This is a genomic window from Paraburkholderia phytofirmans OLGA172, assembly GCF_001634365.1.
Taxonomy (GTDB): Bacteria; Pseudomonadota; Gammaproteobacteria; order Burkholderiales; family Burkholderiaceae; genus Paraburkholderia.
Window position 1 is genome coordinate 141,815 of sequence record NZ_CP014580.1, and the last position, 16,854, is coordinate 158,668.

Annotated in this window: 18 protein-coding genes and 4 pseudogenes; 9 read left to right on the top strand and 13 right to left on the bottom strand. The window is 60.3% G+C overall.

The window, feature by feature from the left end:
• Window positions 1-36 precede the first annotated feature (36 nt).
• The 8 genes and pseudogenes from AYM40_RS36265 to AYM40_RS41690 all read right to left on the bottom strand — a co-directional run bounded on the left by AYM40_RS36265 (window position 37) and on the right by AYM40_RS41690 (window position 7,075).
• Window positions 37-762, bottom strand: coding sequence for a TetR/AcrR family transcriptional regulator (locus tag AYM40_RS36265; protein ID WP_082855549.1), 726 nt, complete (start codon window positions 760-762; stop codon window positions 37-39).
• A 134-nt stretch (window positions 763-896) separates the two neighbouring features.
• Window positions 897-2,147, bottom strand: a complete 1,251-nt coding sequence (locus tag AYM40_RS36270; protein WP_063500994.1) for an MFS transporter — start codon at window positions 2,145-2,147, stop codon at window positions 897-899.
• Between the two features lie 137 nt (window positions 2,148-2,284).
• A complete protein-coding gene (locus AYM40_RS36275; RefSeq protein ID WP_063500995.1) occupies window positions 2,285-3,907 on the bottom strand; it encodes a long-chain-fatty-acid--CoA ligase in 1,623 nt (540 codons plus the stop codon).
• A gap of 19 nt (window positions 3,908-3,926) precedes the next feature.
• Window positions 3,927-4,700, bottom strand: coding sequence for an SDR family NAD(P)-dependent oxidoreductase (locus AYM40_RS36280; protein ID WP_063500996.1), 774 nt, complete (start codon window positions 4,698-4,700; stop codon window positions 3,927-3,929).
• Window positions 4,697-4,930 (bottom strand): annotated as a pseudogene (locus AYM40_RS39695) (acetyl-CoA C-acyltransferase); the annotation flags it as partial. The gene AYM40_RS36280 and the pseudogene AYM40_RS39695, both read right to left, overlap by 4 nt.
• The gene (locus AYM40_RS36285) at window positions 4,872-5,633 is read right to left on the bottom strand and encodes an acyl-CoA dehydrogenase family protein (RefSeq protein WP_082855550.1); all 762 of its coding nucleotides are present in this window, start codon (window positions 5,631-5,633) and stop codon (window positions 4,872-4,874) included. The pseudogene AYM40_RS39695 and the gene AYM40_RS36285, both read right to left, overlap by 59 nt.
• A 60-nt stretch (window positions 5,634-5,693) precedes the next feature.
• Window positions 5,694-6,614, bottom strand: coding sequence for an alpha/beta hydrolase (locus AYM40_RS36290; protein WP_063500997.1), 921 nt, complete (start codon window positions 6,612-6,614; stop codon window positions 5,694-5,696).
• A gap of 311 nt (window positions 6,615-6,925) precedes the next feature.
• A complete protein-coding gene (locus tag AYM40_RS41690; protein ID WP_158515388.1) occupies window positions 6,926-7,075 on the bottom strand; it encodes a hypothetical protein in 150 nt (49 codons plus the stop codon).
• 48 nt (window positions 7,076-7,123) lie between these two features.
• On the opposite strand from AYM40_RS41690, the pseudogene AYM40_RS43975 reads away from it, so the two are divergent.
• Window positions 7,124-7,225, top strand: a pseudogene (locus AYM40_RS43975) (IS5/IS1182 family transposase); the annotation flags it as partial.
• Window positions 7,192-7,390: pseudogene (locus tag AYM40_RS43125) on the top strand (zinc ribbon domain-containing protein); the annotation flags it as partial. The pseudogenes AYM40_RS43975 and AYM40_RS43125, both read left to right, overlap by 34 nt.
• A 25-nt stretch (window positions 7,391-7,415) precedes the next feature.
• Here the strand turns inward: AYM40_RS43125 and AYM40_RS36300 are convergent.
• Window positions 7,416-8,018, bottom strand: a complete 603-nt coding sequence (locus AYM40_RS36300) for a recombinase family protein (RefSeq protein WP_063500999.1) — start codon at window positions 8,016-8,018, stop codon at window positions 7,416-7,418.
• Window positions 8,019-8,137: 119 nt separating this feature from the next.
• Here AYM40_RS36300 and AYM40_RS36305 point away from each other — a divergent pair, with 119 nt between their 5' ends.
• The 3 genes and pseudogenes from AYM40_RS36305 to AYM40_RS36315 form a co-directional block, all read left to right on the top strand.
• Window positions 8,138-8,506 (top strand): plasmid pRiA4b ORF-3 family protein, encoded by a 369-nt coding sequence (locus AYM40_RS36305; protein WP_082855551.1) that lies wholly within the window; start codon window positions 8,138-8,140, stop codon window positions 8,504-8,506.
• On the top strand, window positions 8,491-8,766 hold the full coding sequence (locus AYM40_RS36310) for a hypothetical protein (RefSeq protein WP_148662451.1): 276 nt from the start codon (window positions 8,491-8,493) through the stop codon (window positions 8,764-8,766). Before AYM40_RS36305 ends, AYM40_RS36310 begins: the two co-directional genes overlap by 16 nt.
• A gap of 13 nt (window positions 8,767-8,779) precedes the next feature.
• A pseudogene (locus AYM40_RS36315) lies at window positions 8,780-9,899 on the top strand (ISKra4 family transposase); the annotation flags it as partial.
• Between the two features lie 5 nt (window positions 9,900-9,904).
• On the opposite strand, the gene tnpC reads toward AYM40_RS36315, so the two are convergent.
• From tnpC to tnpA, 3 genes are all read right to left on the bottom strand, one after another.
• Complete coding sequence (tnpC, locus tag AYM40_RS36325; protein ID WP_063501004.1) at window positions 9,905-11,506, bottom strand: IS66 family transposase; 1,602 nt, start codon at window positions 11,504-11,506, stop codon at window positions 9,905-9,907.
• A gap of 97 nt (window positions 11,507-11,603) precedes the next feature.
• Window positions 11,604-11,954 (bottom strand): IS66 family insertion sequence element accessory protein TnpB, encoded by a 351-nt coding sequence (gene tnpB, locus AYM40_RS36330; RefSeq protein WP_063496045.1) that lies wholly within the window; start codon window positions 11,952-11,954, stop codon window positions 11,604-11,606.
• Window positions 11,935-12,429 (bottom strand): IS66-like element accessory protein TnpA, encoded by a 495-nt coding sequence (tnpA, locus tag AYM40_RS36335; RefSeq protein ID WP_063496046.1) that lies wholly within the window; start codon window positions 12,427-12,429, stop codon window positions 11,935-11,937. The genes tnpB and tnpA overlap by 20 nt, the downstream gene beginning before the upstream one ends.
• An 83-nt stretch (window positions 12,430-12,512) precedes the next feature.
• Here tnpA and AYM40_RS36340 point away from each other — a divergent pair, with 83 nt between their 5' ends.
• From AYM40_RS36340 to AYM40_RS36355, 4 genes are all read left to right on the top strand, one after another.
• Entirely contained in the window at window positions 12,513-12,914 is a 402-nt protein-coding gene (locus AYM40_RS36340; RefSeq protein WP_063501005.1) for a hypothetical protein, read from the top strand.
• A gap of 168 nt (window positions 12,915-13,082) precedes the next feature.
• Complete coding sequence (locus tag AYM40_RS36345; RefSeq protein WP_063501006.1) at window positions 13,083-14,918, top strand: AMP-dependent synthetase/ligase; 1,836 nt, start codon at window positions 13,083-13,085, stop codon at window positions 14,916-14,918.
• A 404-nt stretch (window positions 14,919-15,322) separates the two neighbouring features.
• Entirely contained in the window at window positions 15,323-15,550 is a 228-nt protein-coding gene (locus AYM40_RS36350) for a hypothetical protein (RefSeq protein ID WP_148662452.1), read from the top strand.
• A 31-nt stretch (window positions 15,551-15,581) separates the two neighbouring features.
• Window positions 15,582-15,827 (top strand): hypothetical protein, encoded by a 246-nt coding sequence (locus AYM40_RS36355; protein ID WP_063501007.1) that lies wholly within the window; start codon window positions 15,582-15,584, stop codon window positions 15,825-15,827.
• A gap of 146 nt (window positions 15,828-15,973) precedes the next feature.
• Here AYM40_RS36355 and AYM40_RS36360 read toward each other — a convergent pair whose 3' ends face one another.
• Window positions 15,974-16,624: a BON domain-containing protein gene (locus AYM40_RS36360; protein ID WP_063501008.1), complete on the bottom strand. Its 651-nt coding sequence runs from the start codon at window positions 16,622-16,624 to the stop codon at window positions 15,974-15,976.
• Between the last annotated feature and the right edge of the window lie 230 nt (window positions 16,625-16,854).

Consider the following 16,854-nt stretch of genomic DNA (forward strand, 5'->3'; position numbering starts at 1 on the left):
CTGAAACGAGGCGTTACATTGCCGGATCCCAGATGACTACTTCCCTACATCGACAAGGCTATGAAATCCAGCGACCAGGAACGGAACCAGGCGGTCATAGACGTGCCGAAGATCCGAAGCGGCAAAACGGCCTGTCGAGAGCGCTTCGACTCGCCCCGGCTCTGCGATCAGCGCAACCATGGCACCGACCATGAAGCTGAACCCGTGGTGAACATCCTCCTCGGAAACGTCCGGCAGTGCCTTGCGGAACTCAACTACGTACTGTCGCGCGACCGCATCGTAGTGCTTGCTGATGATCTTGGCCCAGTCCGGCGAATTAGCAAGACGAGCGACAAGCCGCGAATAACTCTTCCAGCCCTGGCCGCCGTCCGCGCTACGCTCGACGAACGGCCAGACATAGCCCTCTACGAGGTCCTTTATCGGCAATGGACCTTCGGGCGTACGCAGCCTTGCAGCGTCGAGTGCCTGAATACGGCGATGGGCCATGACTGATGCGCGCCGCTCAACGACCTTGTCGAAAAGAAGATCCTTTGTCCCAAAGTGATACGTAACGAGCGCGATGCGCGCATCCGACGCTTCAGCAACATCCCGCATGGAGGTGCCGTGAAAGCCGTTGTTAGCGAAGAGTTCTTCGGCAGCATCCAGCATCTTTTCCCGAGTCGCATCCCCCGCCTTGCGCGCGCCTTGCCTTACGACACCAGGCACACTTTGAGCGATCCCATTACGCTTTTCCGGGACAGTCGGAACGGAGACTTTCTTCATGCAGGAATGAAACTTCGAAAGTATTATTGGGCATATGTACAGTTGTCATTATCGCATGAAACGCAGTCCAGAACGGCCGCTGCAGCCGCGCAACGGCCAACCATTCAACTAGCTTACATCCATGATTTTCCGAGTCATTCCCGCGATAACTTGGCATCGGCTGCGGATTCAAAAAGCGGCTTCGCATGGCGCCGAACCCGCGCCAACAGCGCGGTAAATACGCCGGCCAGACCAAAGCCGAACCCGCAGAGCGCAATGCCAGTTGCAAGACTGCTCTTTGCCGCAACCGCCCCCAACGCGAACGGAGCAAATGCTGAGAGGCCTCGCCCGACATTGAAGCAGAAACCCGCCCCAAGGCTGCGGATTCGCGCAGGATACAGTTCGGCAAAGTAGGCGCCGAATATTCCTGTGAACGAGAAAAATAATGCAGTGACTGGTCCCATCCACAGGAGCAGCGCAGTGCTGCGGGTTACGGCGTAGATGGGAAGCGTCACGACCGCGCCGGCAAAAGAAAGAATCAAAGCCCGTTCACGCCCGATCTTGTCGCCGAGCCACCCGAACAGTTGATATCCAAGAAACATGCCGACGTTGAGCAGAATCACGAACGTGGTCATCGTCCCTGTGTCGAGTCCTCTCTCTTTGACCAGATAAGTTGGAATCCACGTATTTGCCCCCCAGTACCCAACGAGCGCAAACGTTGCGGCGAGCGTACCAAGCAAGGTCGTGGCTCGAAACTCATCCAAGAAGAGATCCCTGACAGACACCGATTGCGCCGCAGTGCCGGTCGCGTGCCGCTCGGCGCCCCACGCCTCCGACTCCCGCACGAATAGCAGGGTATAAATTGCGGCGAGAATTGCGCCAATCCCGCAGAAAAAGAGTGCTCGCCACCCATACACTGGAAGGACGAGGCGCGCAAGGAACGCAGCGAACCCAAAGCCGATTGGCCACGACCCGAGGACGAACGCGGCAGCGCGCCCTCTCTGGTGTGAAGGAAAGCTCTCTCGGATAAACGCCGCGGCTACGCCCCAAACTCCGCCAAGCCCCAGCCCGGCGAGAAACCGTAGAAGCATCAGGTGAGACCAGTCCTGCGCGAATCCTACTGCCGCCGTGAAGACGCCGAAAGCCAGCAGACTACCCACGAGTGCGCGCTTGCGCCCGTAGTTATCGGAGTACCATCCTATCAGGACGCTACTGAACCCGACGCCAATGAGCGTCGCTGTTCCAATCAGGCCGGCCATGCCAAGTGACAAATGAAGATCTGCAATAATCGCTGGCATTGCCACCGCTAGCAGCATGAAGTCCATCGCATCGAACGCGTAAGCCAAAAAGCAGGCTACGAGAACATGCCATCGGTTCGATGAACCTGTAGCGTGCGTCGTCGACATCGTCTCTCTCCTATGTGACCTGCTCGCTCCGATAGTTGACAGGTCTGGTTATGTGTTCCTGATGACTTGCATTTCGGCACAACTGGGTCAGCAGAATTGTTCTGCCGACGATGGTTCTTTCAGCTTCAAGGACTGGCTCAGGCGTGCGGCTTGGGTACCGCAACGACCATCGTTCGAAGCCGCTTCTTGTCGATCTTGCCCACACTCGTCTTCGGGATTTCCTCAACAATCACGAAAGACCGTGGGACGGCAAATTTTGGGATCACGCCGTTTCGGACCTGCTCGTTCAGCATGACGGTCAACTCACGAACAACTTCGTCTTCAGCCACAGTCCGCATTCCGTCGAGTTTGATGAACGCCCTCGGGCACTCCCCCCATTTCTCGTCTGGCACGCCGATCACGGCCGCTTCTTCAACCGCTTGATGCTCTCGCAGCATCCGTTCAAGGTCGAGCGACGAGATCCATTCACCGCCAGACTTGATTACGTCCTTCAAACGATCGACGATTCTGACTGCTCCGTCAGCGTCGATTCTTGCAACATCACCGGTGTGGAGATAGTCACCCTCCCAAAGCTGGCACGTACCCTGTTCATTCTTGACATAAGCTCGCGTCAACCAGGGAGCCCGCGCCACAAGTTCCCCCTGCTCAACGCCTTCGCCCCACAGCCGCAAATCAACCAGGGGAACCGGACAACCAACCCGGCAAAGTTCCGCCGGAGCCTGAACGGCGAGGGTCGCATCCGCTCTTGCAAAGCACACCACCGGACAGGTTTCTGACATGCCGTAACCCGCGAACACCTGGATCCCTGATTCCAGCGCGCGCGACGCGAGTGTGGGGACCATGGCCGATCCCCCCACCATTACCTTCCAGCCTGAAAACGTCACGCCTTGCAGTCGTGCTTCATCCAGAAGCATCTGCAGAATTGTCGGTACGCAGTGCGAATAGGTAACGCCCTCGCGATTGATGAGACCTGGCAGCGTTTTGGCATCAAATCTACCTGGATAGACCTGCTTCAGGCCAAGGAGCGTCGCAATGTACGGCATGCCCCATGCATGAACATGAAACATCGGAGTGAGAGGCAGATAGACATCTCCGACCCGCAGGCTCTGGTAATCATCGGCAGAAGCAAGTGCCAACCCAACGGCCAGCGTGTGCTCTACGAGCTGACGATGGGTGTAGCTCACGCCCTTGGGCAACCCGGTGGTACCGGTCGTGTAGAAGTGGGTCGCTACTGCCTCCTCGTCGACCTGGGGAAAGTCGAACTCACCGGCGGCCTCGAGCAGCGCTTCATAGTCACCCGCATATTCCATCGAGGTTGACGGAAAATGCTGGCTCTCGTCGGGGCAGACAATCAGCCGTAGCCTCAGCGTGCTTCCCTCGAGCGCCTGCTCCAGAAGGGGCAAAAACTCGGCAGCCGCGATGACAACACTCGATTCACTGTGCTCGAGCGTGTAGCGTAGTTGCGACGGCGACAGACGGATATTGGCTGTCATCAACGTTGCGCCAAGCATCGGAACCGCGAAATATGCTTCGAGATAGCGATGCGTGTCGCGATCAAGAACGGCGACCCGGGTACCGGTCGCGACACCCATATCGGCCAGCGCCTTGCCAAGCTTCGAGATCCGCTCCCGGAGCGCCTGATAGCCCATGCGCCTGCCGTCGGAGGTGACAATCTCTGTCCCCCGCGCAGCGCGTACGCCACTAGCGAGAATGGAGCCAATGGTGAGCCCGCAACGTACAGATGACGGTTGGTTGTTCATCAATTGCCCCTCTGGCGCGTCACATCCACGAGAGCACCTGGCCACCGTCGACCGGCAGACAGACCCCGGTGATAAATCCACCGGCGTCGGAGGCAAGTAGCAGTACGCTTCCATCCAGCTGGTGCGGCTTGCCAAACTTCTTCATTGGAATGCGCTGTCTTATCGTTTCCGCGAAGCCCTTTTCTTCGAAGGATGCGTGCATGTCGGTCTCGAAGTTGCCCGGGCAGATGGCATTCACGCGGATGTTCTTGGACGCCAGTTCGAGCGCCATGACACGGGTCAGATGAACCAGTCCCGCCTTCGCCGCGCCGTAGCTCGAAAGGGAACCACCGGCGCGAAGACCCGCTGTCGATGCAACGTTGATGATTGAGCCGCCGCCCGAACCGATCATCGAGCGTGCGGCCACCTGCGCAAGTAGAAATGCACCCTTCAGGTCCGTATCAAACACGGCGCTAACCTGTTCGGGAGTCTGGTCAATGAAGCGCTCCGTGTAGAGGATGCCCGCGTTATTGAAAAGAATGTCGATAGGCTGACCGACCTTCTCCTGGGCGAGTGCCCATGCGCTGTCAAATGTCGAAGGCTGCGTCACATCCAGCGTGACTGCATAGGCTTGCAACCCCTGTTCACGCAGGTTTGCTGCCGCCTGTTCGATACGGTCCGAACGACGGGCACAGAGGACAACTTTTGCGCCAGCCTCAGCCATCGTCGTGGCCATGTGCAAGCCGATCCCGCTTGACGCCCCCGTAATGAGCGCTGCCCGACCGCTCAGGCTAAAAATCGATGCGTAACTCATTGCACCACCTCAAACAGCGCAGCCGCGCCCATTCCCCCACCCACGCACATGGTCACAACGACGTGCCGCGCGCCGCGACGCCGGCCTTCGATCAAGGCGTGACCCGTCAGACGTGCCCCCGTCATCCCGTAGGGATGGCCAAGCGCGATGGCACCGCCATCGACGTTCAACTTATCCGGATCGATGCCCAGTCGGTCGCGGCAAAAGAGCGCCTGACAAGCCCGCATCTCCATCCGGGAGAAACTTCGGCACCAGAAACAGGGAGATTCCCTTAACGCCAGCGGGCGCCCCTTTGATGCGTGCGAGCACCATATGGGCAATGTTCTCAGTGAAGGCCTGGTCACCGCCAGAAATGAACATCTTCTGACCGGAAATCCGGTACGTTCCGTCACCCGCGGCGATCGCAACGGTCTTGATGTCTCCCAGCGCCGAGCCCTGCCCCGGCTCGGTCAGGGCCATCGTCCCCGCACAGCGTCCATCGGCCATCGCGGGAAGATATTGTGCCTTCAGCTCATCGTTGCCGAATTCCCGCAACAGATTTGCAGCGCCAATTGACAGGAACGGATAGCCTGCCGTGGGGGTATTGGCCACAAAGAAGTAAGCCATCGCCGCACGAAACACCGGCTCGGGCAACTGAATGCCACCCTCTTCGGCGTCCCAATGCGCCGACAGCATCCCAGCCTCAGCGAATGCCTTCCACGCTTCACCCGTTTCGCGAATGGTCCTCGCACCGCCTTCTACGAACTGCGGCTCTTCCGCGTCGCCCTTCGCGTAATGCGGCGCGAAGAAGTCGGCTGAAAGACGTTCAGCGGCGGACAAAATAAAGTCGAAATCCTCCCGTGTTTGCCCCTCATATCTGGGCCTTTGGGACAGTGTTTCGACTTTCAGCACTTCATGAAGCTGGAAGGCCAGCTCGCGTGACAGGGCGGACATCTTTGACTCGATCTACGGTTGGCGGATTTTTGAGGCCGGGGTCCCGGTTACGTGGGTGCCTTAGCGGACGCCGAGGTGTTCGGCGGCGAACTCGGCAGCCAGACGCCCCGCCACCGCAAGGTCGTTTTGCTTCGAGTACAGGCTCATGTGCGACACCTTCGGCAACACGGCCAGCTTCTTGCGCGCCGACGGAATGCTGTTGAACACACCAATCTCCAGATCCCACAGCGTGATCTCATCACCCTCCGCAACCACCATCAGCGTCGGCTTGTCGTACAGCCGCCGTGCGAACGGCGCCACGTCGTAGCCCAGCAGCAGCTCCGTCGACTCGATCGTGCTCCAGTGCTCATGACGCGGAGCCTCGCGCTCCTTGATGTCGTGGAAGATCGTGTGGATCGTCGGGAACGGCCACGTGCTCAGCTCGCTGAACGGATGCAGCGACGACATCGGCATGCGACCACCGGCGGTACCCGACTTCGTACGCTCGCGGCGGTCCGCCAGAATCAGCTCGTTGAGCTCGTGGAAGCGCTGCGAGCCATGCACGCGGCGCATGTTCTCGTAGCCGTCGACCACCGGAATGTTCGAGATCACGCATTTCACGCGCTCGTCGGTCGCCCCGACTGCCAGCACGTGGCCACCCGCGTACGAGATGCCCCACACGCCGATGCGCTCACCGTCGATCTCCGGAAGCCTCTCGCCAAATGTCACCGCGCTCTTGTAGTCCTCAATCTGCGCGGCCGGGTCAATGTGCTGGCGCGGCAGGCCTTCGCTGGCGCCCATGCAGCGGTAGTCGAACATCAGCACCGCCACGCCCTTCTCCACGATCGCCTTCGCGTAGTGCGGCATGACGATCTCCTTCACGTAGCACCAGCCGCCACCCATCACCAGCAGCGGGAACGGGCCTTCCCCTTCCGGAAGAACCAGATCGCCCCGGATCTTCTCGCCCTTGCTCAGAAACTCTACCGCGCGTTGACTGGACATCGTGTGCCGCTCCTGTTGAAAAGGTCCGACCTTCCACTCGAGGTCTCACGATAATTATCTGTACGATTGACCAATTACTTAATCATCGTAAACACTTGGAATTCCGGCACTAGCTGCAATACACACAAACTATCGCTTTCGATATTGATCATATGTATCGCTATCTTTTATGCCTTCCCCGCACTCCGGATGTCGCGCATTCGCAGCAGGTGTGCGCCGCTCGAGTACACGTATCAGGCGCAACGGAACTTCCCGTCGCACGCGACAGCCCGCTATTTCTTGGAACGTGTGCATCAGACCGAGCCACGTGATCACCCGCCGACGCGCAGACAGAGGCCCGGCTGATCCGGGTACGCCGAAGAGAACGGCGTACCCGGATCAGCGCCGCCAAGATTCTGATAGGACGCCGCGATATAGACCTTCGTGCGTTTCGATAGCGCGAAACCAAGCGTAGTAGCCACGTGGTTCCAGTTTGGACGCGTGATTGCTCTGCTCAGCTCGTAGCGGCGTTCGTGCATACGAAGACGCGGTACCGAGGTTTGACGAAAGACACTGCGCAGATCACGACACTGTTTGAGCTGGCGTGTGGTTCGATGAGGTCGATGAGGCGTATTCAACCCAGACCTGTAGCTGCTGTAAAAGGCGCGCAGGCCCGAAGGGCCTGGAAGGTCTTGGAATAAGGGAGCGGGCCTGCCTTTGAGTGTGGCGCGTATCATCATCGCGACATCAATGCAGCCGGAAACATTCTCGCGGCGGGACGTCGCCGTCTAGCAGGAGAGCGCGCCATTCCGGGGGCTGGGGTCACCGACCGACTTTTCGACCGTCAGGCGCGGCGTTGCCTTTCCTTCGGGCGCGCAGTAGCGTGGAAATGCTCACCCCCGATTGCTCGGCTGCCTGCTGGTAGGTCATTCCCTGCCTGATCAGGGACAAGCCCTTGTTCACCAGGCGCGGTGTCGCGTTGGGCCGGCCGAGGCGCTTGCCCCTGGCGCGCGCATTGGCCAGGCCAGAGCGGACACGTTCCCGAATAAGCTCCCTTTCGAATTCCGCGACCGCCGAGAGCAAATGCGCCTGCATCCGGCCCACTGGTGTGCTCATGTCGATCTGGCCAGGTACCACGAAGGCCACTCCAAGCGCTTCCAGCTCCGCCATTGTCAGGATCAGGTCCTGCACGCTGCGTCCCCAACGGTCCAAGGCCTGGACCAGGATCACATCGACGGCGCGGGTGCGCGCCAGTTGCATGACCGCTTCGCGCAGCGGCCGCTTTTGTGACGCGCCGCTGACGGTTTCCTGCATTTCCCGCACGATCTTCCAGCCGCGGGCTTTCGCGTAGTTGCGCAATTCCCGCCGCTGCCGGTCGGTGGATTGGTCCGGGGTGGACACGCGGGTATAGACCGCTGCACGCATGGTCAAAAACCCCTCCGATTCTCGTGCCCAGGCCCCAGTCCTGGCGGGCCTTGCAGAGCATCGTTTTCAACCGTCAAAATCAGGTGATTCTGACGGTCGTTTACTAAGCTTAGGTGACTATGCCAAACGCAACCAGCGCCACGGTTTACCGGCTCCACGTATGGATTCGCCAGATCAGTCCGATGATCTGGCGCCGATTACTCGTACGCAGTGACAGCACGATCGTCGACTTGCATTACGCGCTGCAGATCGCGTTCGGCTGGAACGACGCGCATTTGAATCTGTTTCACATCCATGGCCAGGACTATGGCGTGTACCACGACGGCGGCACGAGCTTCTCGACTGATCCGGACCAGGTTCGACTGTGCGATTTTAAATTCCGTATCAACGAGCGCTTCCGCTACGAGTACGACTTCGGCGACGGCTGGCAACACGAAGTGCGCGTTGAAGCGAGCCTGGCGCAGGACGAAAAATGCACCTATCCGTGAAGCGACGGGCGCCACCGGAAGGCTGCGGTGGCACTTTGGCCTTCATGGCACGACGGGACGCGGTCCCATCGCACGTTGAAGATTTACTCGAGGACATCCAGGCCGACCTGGATGCGAACGACATCGAGGCCGTCCGGAATCGACGCGAGGATATCGAAGCGTTGCGCGAATGGCTGACGCTGGATGAGTTCGACCGGCGCGGGGTCAACCGCCGGCTCAAGCAGTACGCGACCCACGATGAGTCCTGGATGTGGCAATAGCCAGGAGCCGGCGATGAAAGTGAGAATACAGGTAGTCGTTGAAGCCGAAAACGGCGAACCGGAGAAGGTCGAGGAAATCGCGCGGCTGGAGCGCGGTACGCTGCGTCCGGAGGACCTTGGTCTGACACTCGCGGAGGCGAAAGTGTTGCTACACGGCATGCAGCAGGCCGTGGTCACTGAGCAGATCGCGGAATACCTCGAGCAATTCAAGACCTGTCCGGACTGCGGTGCGCATCGGACCCGGAAAGGGCACCATCCCCTCGTTTATCGGACCCTGTTCGGGAAATTCAACCTCGTCAGCCCTCGTCTTTACGACTGCCCCTGCCAAAGCCACGGCCGCCATAGTTCAAGCCCTCTGGTAGAGCTGCTGGGCACGCATTGCGCGCCGGAACTACTGTATCTGGAGACCAGGCTCGCTTCGCTGATGTCCTATGGGCTGAGCGTTGAGTTGCTGACGGAAGTCCTGCCGATTGCCGAAGAGATCAGCCCCACGTCCGTGCGGCGCCACCTGCAACGCGTTGCCGGACGGATCGAAGGTGAGTTGGGCGAGGAGCAGGTCCAGTTCATTGAAGGTTGTCCCGGCGATTGGGCGAAACAACCGCCACCGGGGCCACCTTTGACGGTCGGCCTGGACGGCGGCTATGTGCATGCCTCGGACCAGAAGTCGAAAACCGAAGGTTGGTTCGAGGTCATCGCCGGCAAGGGTGTCCAGACCGAGGGCGGCGCCAAGGTGTTTGCATTCGTCAACAAGTACGACACCAAGCCCAAGCGCCGGCTTTACGAGGTACTGAAATCGCAGGGTCTTCAAATGAATCAGCAAGTCGTGTTTCTGTCGGATGGCGGCGACACCGTGCGTGATCTGCAGCACTATCTCAGCCCGGAATCCGAGCATCTGCTCGACTGGTTCCACATCACCATGCGCTTGACCGTCATGAGGCATGATGATCAAAGGGATGACGGCGGAACTGAAGGCCGGTGATAAATGTCCGGAAACTGCAACAGGGCTGGTCGATCTGGAGAAACATCTGGAAAGCGTCAAATGGAATCTCTGGCATGGCAATGTTCCGCACGCCCTGCAACGGATTGATGACCTGGACGGTAAGCGATCAGCGAAGCACGTCCCTCCCGCAGACTTGACCTAGACGTTTTTTTCGTGCTCCCGCTTGCCCAGCTTCCAGGGTAGCAGCGCCTCGTAGTCGTCGGCGCTCTTTGCGTAGGGCAGCGCCTTGAACAGATCAGTCAGGTAGCGGTAGATGTCGACGCGATTGGCCTTGCACGACTCAATGAGCGAATAGAGGTTGGCACTCGCTTTCGCCCCGCCCACCGTGTCCGCGAAGAGCCAGGAGCGGCGGCCTACCGTGAAGGGTCGGATTGAATTTTCGCAAGGGTTATTGTCGATGGGCCACGCTTCGTTCTCGACATAGCGGTTCAGCTTGGGCCACTGCCCGGCCAGGTAATTCAACGCCTTGCCCAGCAAGCCCTTGGGTGCAGTCGTCTCGAGGTGATGATCCAGTAACGCTTTGATTTGCGCGAGCACCGCGCGGCTATAGCGTCGGCGCAGCCGCGCCCGCCGATGCGGTTTTTCGCTGGCACGCGACTCCGCCGCGTACAGCTTGCCAATCAGATGGATGAACTGCGTCGCGGGTTGATGACGGCCACGCGCCTCTTTGGGCAAGACCGCCTCGGCTTCTACGAAGTAGCGGCGGCAATGGGCCCAGCATCCTAAATGCACGAGTTCGTTCGCGCTGGCGATCGCGTTATACGGCTCATAGCCATCGGTCATCAGCACGGCGCCACGGCGCATGCCGACCCACAGGTCCGCTCCCAGCTGTTTGCTGCGCCCGGGCGCATAACTGAACAGCCGCACCGGCGGCCCGCTGCCGTTCATTTGCGCCCACATGTAACTCTTCGTCTGCGGGGCCCGTCCGGGCTCCTTGAGAACCTGCACCGTGGTCTCGTCGCCAAACACGATCTCGCTGTCCAGCAGATGATCACGCATCAGGTTGATGACGGGCTGCACCGCTTCGCCCAGGCGCACCACGCTGGCTGCCAGCGTATTGCGCGAGATATCGCCGCCGAAGCGCCGCAGCAGTGCAGCGATTCGATACAGCGGCAAGCCGTCCACGAACTTCGAGATGACGAACCACGCCAGCGCCGCTTCAGTGAACAACCCCTTCGGGATGATGCGCGAGCGCGCCGGCGTGGCCTTCATGCCTTGATCACAGCTCGGGCACGCATACTTCACGCGCTCATGACGGATCACCCGCACCTGCTGCGGAATGATGTCGAGCTGCTCGCTGACCTCGACGCCGATCTCCACCCGCACGCTGCCGTCGTGCGGGCAGATGCGCTCCTCTTCAGAGAGTTCGTAGCGGATCACCTCGCGCGGCAAGGCCGGATCGAGCGGCTTGCGTCCGGACTTCTTGCGCCGGTGGCCGGCCACCGGCGTGCTGTCGACTTCGTCTTCCTGAGCCGGGAGCGTCGCCGCCGTCGGCGCCAGCGCTTCCGCCTCGTTCAGGAACAGATCACGCTGATCCGCGCTGCGTGCCTCGCTCTTCGCCCCGAACAGCCGGCGCTCGAACGCCTTGAGCTGCTCCTTCAGAAGATCGCGCTCGACCTTCGTTACCCGCAGTTCGCCACGCAACGCGTCGCGTTCAGCAAGCACCGCATCGCGCTCGGCGATGAGCGCGGCGAGTTCCTCGGCGGTGATCGAAGCGGGTTGAACAGAAGCGCGTGTCATGGCGTAACCATAGCGAATCCCGAGGCGCCGTGGGTTTACGTAAATTTGTAACGTCGCCGTCCTCTGTCGCGTCTGAGCTACACCCCAGCGAACGCCATCAGCTGACACGGGCATAGTGCCGCGCCGGATGCTTGCGTATCGCCGCCAGGTCGATGCCCTCAAGAAGCCAATGAAGTTGCTCTACCGTCAGCTCAAGTACGGCCGCTTCGCGTGGCCATATAAAACGGTCAGCCTCGAGGCGCTTCAACATGAGCCAGAAGCCGTTGCGCTCCCACATGAGTAACTTGATGCGATCGGCCCGCCGGTTGCGAAACACATAGACGGCCCGGGCGAACGGATCGAGTCCCAGCGCCTGCTCAACCAGGGCCGACAGACCCGTGATGCTCTTGCGGAAATCCACGGCGTCGCGATGGACGTACACCTTCAGGTCAGCGTCGAGCCGGAACATCGCAGCGCCCCAGCGTTTCGATCATCACCGACACCAGCGTCGCGTCCTGTCCGGCACACTCGAGCCTGAGCGTGATGCCGTTGGGCAACTCCGCCATCAGTCTCGATGGCGCCGGCGTGTATGGCAATGCACGGTCAGGCTCTGGGCGCGTCGGCGCGAGCGTGACATGCTCAGGCTTCGTGTGGACGCTCTCGATTCGGTCCACCGCGACGACCGGCACAAACGCCGGCATCGCGCTTCCTGTCACGGTCGTCGCAACGTGCCCGCCTTGCTCCTGCTGATGCTGGCTGATCCATTTGCGCAGCAGGTTCGCATTCAACTTGTGCTCCAGCGCCATCCTTGCAACCGATACGCCAGGCTGCAAGCACGCCTGTACCAGTTCACGCTTGGCCTGTGGATCGAAGCGCCGGCGGCGCCCGCCTCGCTCAAAGCCTGCTACCAGGCGCTCGTTCAGATCGCTGCTGTCTGCTGCCATAGTGTCCACCTCCGATTTAAGTGGACACTATCGTCGCCTCTCCGGGCGCGTGGCGATAGGGCGTCAATGAACGATCGCTTACGGTGCTTGAACACGCGGCGCGCGCCCGCTTTATGCCGGCTGCCCTGCTGCGCCGTGGCTGGCGCGCGGGTGAGGACACGCTCGCACTGCTAGCGAGCTTGCCGCAGGATCTGTCCCGGCTGCTGCGGGCGGCGCGCCGGGGAAAACTCGAAATCCACGTCGACGTGCCGCGCCTCGCGCGGGTGAGCAATCGGCTAGACCGCGCGGCCAGCCGGCTGACGATCGGCATTTTAGTCGCCGCTTTAGTCATCGGCTCGTCCATTGTGATGACCGTGTCCGGCGGACCGACATTGCTGGGCCTGCCGCTGTTCGGGCTGCTGGGCTTTGGCGGCGCGGTCGTGGGCGGCGTCTGGTTAGTACTGTCGGCATGGAAGTCCAGTCGGGGGAGTGACGATGGCGCGTGAAGTGGACACCGGCGCAGCTTGTCGCCCAGGATGAAGTTGATTTGTATCAAGGTGCCCAATGGCTCGGGGTGCGAGATTGACCGTGCGAACGGCGACGCCAATGGGCGGCCCTCAGTCCCGCGAATTGTGAAAGTGGAACGGCACGTCACTATCGATCTTACTCATGTAATGGCAACCGAACTCGAATCCGCAGAATTGTCCGATCTCTCCTCCGTTCGTACGCTCCCCGCGCTTTTTGCCTGGCGCGTAGCCCGAACCCCGCGGGCCGAGGCATATCGGCAATACGATGAAGCGACCGCGCAGTGGACCAGTTTCACATGGCACGATGTGGGTGAGCGCGTCGCGCGCCTTGCAACCTCGCTTTCACGTCTGGCGTTACCGCGTGGCGCGCGGATTGCCATCCTGCTACCCAACGGACTGCATTGCGTTTGCCTCGATCAGGCGGCGCTTGCCCTTGGGTGTATCCCCGTGCCGATGCATGCACTCGATAATCCCGCCAGCATTGCTTATATCCTGAGCGACAGCGATGCGTCGTTGTTGGTGGCGGCCTCGGATAGTCAATGGCAGGCCATTGCCAGCACGGGTGTTTCTCTGCCGTCCTTGCTGCAAGTGGTGGTGCTCGTGAGGGAGCCGCCGGACGAGGCGATGACCGGTGACTTGCCGGTGCTAACCATGGAAGAATGGCTATCCAGCGCTACCGCCACTGCACCGGGTCAAGATGTCCAGCATGTCGCTCCGGATGAGCTTGCCGCATTGGTTTATACGTCTGGCACGACAGGCAAGCCAAAGGGTGTAATGCTCACCCATGATAACGTCGTATCGAACGTCAAGGCCGCGCTGCAACGGATTGCTCCCCAGCAGAATGACGTCTTCCTGTCATTCCTGCCTCTGTCACATACATTCGAACGAACAGCCGGGTACTACCTGCCGATTGCAGCAGGTTGCTGCGTGGCGTTTGCGCGCTCGGCGAGGCAGCTACCGGAGGACCTCAAGACAGTAAAACCAACGATCCTGATCTCGGTGCCGCGCATTTATGAACGTGTGTTTGCCGGTATCGAAGCCTCGTTGGCGAAGTCCACAGTGAAGTCCTGGTTATTTGAGGCCGCACAAGCGGTGGGCTGGCGTCGATTTGTTCGCACGCGGGGACTCGCGGATGGAAGTGCCACGCAGGCGATCGTGGACGTGTGTGCCTGGCCTTTGTTTAATGCTTTGGTCGCGCAGACGGTGCAGCGTCAATTTGGCGGGCGGCTGCGCCTTGCCGTGAGTGGCGGGGCCCCATTGTCGCAGCAGATTGCGCGCTGCTTCCTCGGTCTGGGCGTCCCGATCATCCAGGGTTACGGGATGACCGAAACATCTCCCGTTGTGGCGGTCAACACGCTTCAGGACAACGATCCTGCGACGGTGGGTCGTCCCCTCCCAGGGGTTGAAGTGCGCATCGGTGAAAACAAGGAACTGCAGGTTCGTGGCCCCAACGTCATGCGCGGTTATTGGAAACGTGAAGACGATACCGCCAAAGCGTTTATCGACGGCTGGTTGCACACGGGCGATCAGGCAACCATTGAAGCCGGTCGTATTCGCATATTGGGTCGCGTTAAGGAAATCATCGTCACGTCGACCGGCGAGAAAATTGCACCGGTCGATCTGGAGCTGGCCATCATGGCAGACACCTCATTCGAGCAGGCTTACGCATTTGGTGACAACCGCCAGTTCATCAGTTGCGCTGTTGTTCTTACCAACGCCTATTGGAGTCAATTGACCGCCACTCTGGAACTTGACCCAACGGATCAGGCCAGCTTGAATTCTCCCGCAGCGCAAGAAGCCGTCTATACGCGCATCCAGAAACTGACACGCAACTTTCCCTACTACGCACAGCCGCGTGCAGTCATCCTGTCGCGTGAACCATGGACGATCGAGAATACATTGTTGACCCCGACCTTAAAGCTCAAACGAAACAACCTGGCGGCGCATTTTGCCAAAGAAATTGATCTGATTTATCAGCATTAAACCTACAACCGCCCCCCTGCGGCGCCGCCTTGCTGCAGAAGAGCTGGGCGCCAAGCTCGCGCAGGCTGTTCCACTTCTGGCAGAAGTCCGCCGAGCAACGTCTAGATTTTTCATCGTCGCACGGAGGCGCGCCGTTATCCGGTGCGTCTGCCTCAACGGCCTGCCCTGTCAGGCATATCCGTCCTCTTTCCCCGGGATGTCCGCTTCACGGACTCCCGCTCACGTCCGCATGTCTTGTAGGACAACACTGACACACACATCGGATGTCTTACGCGAAGCTCAGCGCCACCTGATTTGCGTCCTCGCGAGTGTGACCAATACTGAACTCATGGGAACGCAACTTCGTTGACAGGCGTTGCCAATGCACACCGCACCGTCACCGGACTTCTCGGGGGAGAACGATCATGTCGAACCAGCCCGCCTTCGGCCGCCCGGCCCTCACGACCACGGCCATGCGCGAGGCCAGTTCCGGGTGCGCCGAACTCGATGAAATACTAGCGCTCGCCCGCGAAGCAGGCATGTTGATCACGCTCGACGGACAGATCGGCCGGGAGAAATACCAGAGCATCGCGGGTTCTCTCGCGTCGTTCGAGCGGTTCGCTGAAGCCCTGCGCATGGCCGTGGCCGCTTGACGCCACGGCGACGAAGTTGAAGGAGACGCAAATGAAAATTGGAGAACAGTCCCTGCGTTGGCTGGTAGAAAAATGGCTGGCGCCGGCTGCGACGCCGGTTCATGTCACGCGCACCAGGTGGATGCACGCCAGTCAAACGCGCAGTGTGCGCGTCGAGACGATTCGCAAGGATGGTCCGGTCGCAATTTTCTTTTTCCAGCACGAGGATGGCGCGTGGTGCGTGTTTCCGCCAGCGGCCGCGCGCTTGACGATACGAGCTAACGCATGCTCGCCATGAGCAGTTGGAAAACCGCGCCCCCCACGCATTTGAAGATGCGCTCATAAAGCGACATTTCTCGGCGCAGCCTGAACGGTCACCGGATCGAGAATCGGCTGTCACTTTGGGTGTCGAGGCGTCGACCCCGCGCGGCTTCCCGTCACCCCTTACTCGACCGTCAGATTGTCGATGACCGCATGCACGCCGGGTGCCGACCACGCTGCGCCCCGAGCGGCCGATCGCTCCGCATACGAGCCCACCTTGCCCGTCAGCGTGACGACGCCCTGATGCGCGGTGACCCCGATGTGATTCGCTTCGTGCTCGGCATGGCGTTGCAAGGCCTTGCTGATCTTCTCGCCAATGTCGTCCGCGGCCCTGTCCCCGCCCAAGTCGATCAGATTCGAGACGCCCGTGACGCCGCGCATGTGGCTGATCGTGCGTGTGGCCACGTGCCGCTGGAACGCCCTGTCGACCTCGCCACGCAAGGTTACCCAGCCCTTCTCGACTTGCACCTGAACCGAGGCCTCCGGCAGTCCGACGATCCATTTCAGCATCGAGCGAACTGCGTTGGCAATCTCTTCGTCCGTTCGAATATCGCCGTGCGGCAGTCGAATGTTCATTTCAACAACCACCGCCTTGACGCCGGCGACCCGTTGCGCCGCCTTCTCCGCGGCCAGCTTTTCGGCATAGCTGGCCGGATGCCCCGACAGCGTGACAACCCGCTCCCTCACTTCGACGCCGATATCCGTCACATTGACCGCCGGATCCCATGCGAGCTCCTCTTCGACTTCCTGCTGCAGTTGCTGGTCCGTCTTCATCGCACTCTCCTGTCATTTCCACATGGTCACGCTACTCACTTGCGTCGCACGTATCACCTGCGGTTTCGCTGCGGCTTATGCTTCTGGTCGAAACAGCGAAAGGAAAACTCCGCTCAATTGAATGAGATCGGCTTTCCGGCTCCAGCGGGTTTGCGCGGGTCGCATGGACTACGTTATCGCTGCGGCCGAGCGACTGTCTGATATGAGTCAAGGTTTCACGCTCCAGCAGC

Coding starts and splice junctions, on each gene's coding strand:
- AYM40_RS36265 (WP_082855549.1), bottom strand. CDS start 762: ATGAAGAAAGTCTCCGTTCCGACTGTCCCGGAAAAGCGTAATGGGATC.
- AYM40_RS36270 (WP_063500994.1), bottom strand. CDS start 2,147: ATGTCGACGACGCACGCTACAGGTTCATCGAACCGATGGCATGTTCTC.
- AYM40_RS36275 (WP_063500995.1), bottom strand. CDS start 3,907: ATGAACAACCAACCGTCATCTGTACGTTGCGGGCTCACCATTGGCTCC.
- AYM40_RS36280 (WP_063500996.1), bottom strand. CDS start 4,700: ATGAGTTACGCATCGATTTTTAGCCTGAGCGGTCGGGCAGCGCTCATT.
- AYM40_RS36285 (WP_082855550.1), bottom strand. CDS start 5,633: ATGTCCGCCCTGTCACGCGAGCTGGCCTTCCAGCTTCATGAAGTGCTG.
- AYM40_RS36290 (WP_063500997.1), bottom strand. CDS start 6,614: ATGTCCAGTCAACGCGCGGTAGAGTTTCTGAGCAAGGGCGAGAAGATC.
- AYM40_RS36300 (WP_063500999.1), bottom strand. CDS start 8,018: ATGCGTGCAGCGGTCTATACCCGCGTGTCCACCCCGGACCAATCCACC.
- AYM40_RS36305 (WP_082855551.1), top strand. CDS start 8,138: ATGCCAAACGCAACCAGCGCCACGGTTTACCGGCTCCACGTATGGATT.
- AYM40_RS36310 (WP_148662451.1), top strand. CDS start 8,491: ATGCACCTATCCGTGAAGCGACGGGCGCCACCGGAAGGCTGCGGTGGC.
- tnpC (WP_063501004.1), bottom strand. CDS start 11,506: ATGACACGCGCTTCTGTTCAACCCGCTTCGATCACCGCCGAGGAACTC.
- tnpB (WP_063496045.1), bottom strand. CDS start 11,954: ATGTTCCGGCTCGACGCTGACCTGAAGGTGTACGTCCATCGCGACGCC.
- tnpA (WP_063496046.1), bottom strand. CDS start 12,429: ATGGCAGCAGACAGCAGCGATCTGAACGAGCGCCTGGTAGCAGGCTTT.
- AYM40_RS36345 (WP_063501006.1), top strand. CDS start 13,083: ATGGCAACCGAACTCGAATCCGCAGAATTGTCCGATCTCTCCTCCGTT.
- AYM40_RS36350 (WP_148662452.1), top strand. CDS start 15,323: ATGTCGAACCAGCCCGCCTTCGGCCGCCCGGCCCTCACGACCACGGCC.
- AYM40_RS36355 (WP_063501007.1), top strand. CDS start 15,582: ATGAAAATTGGAGAACAGTCCCTGCGTTGGCTGGTAGAAAAATGGCTG.
- AYM40_RS36360 (WP_063501008.1), bottom strand. CDS start 16,624: ATGAAGACGGACCAGCAACTGCAGCAGGAAGTCGAAGAGGAGCTCGCA.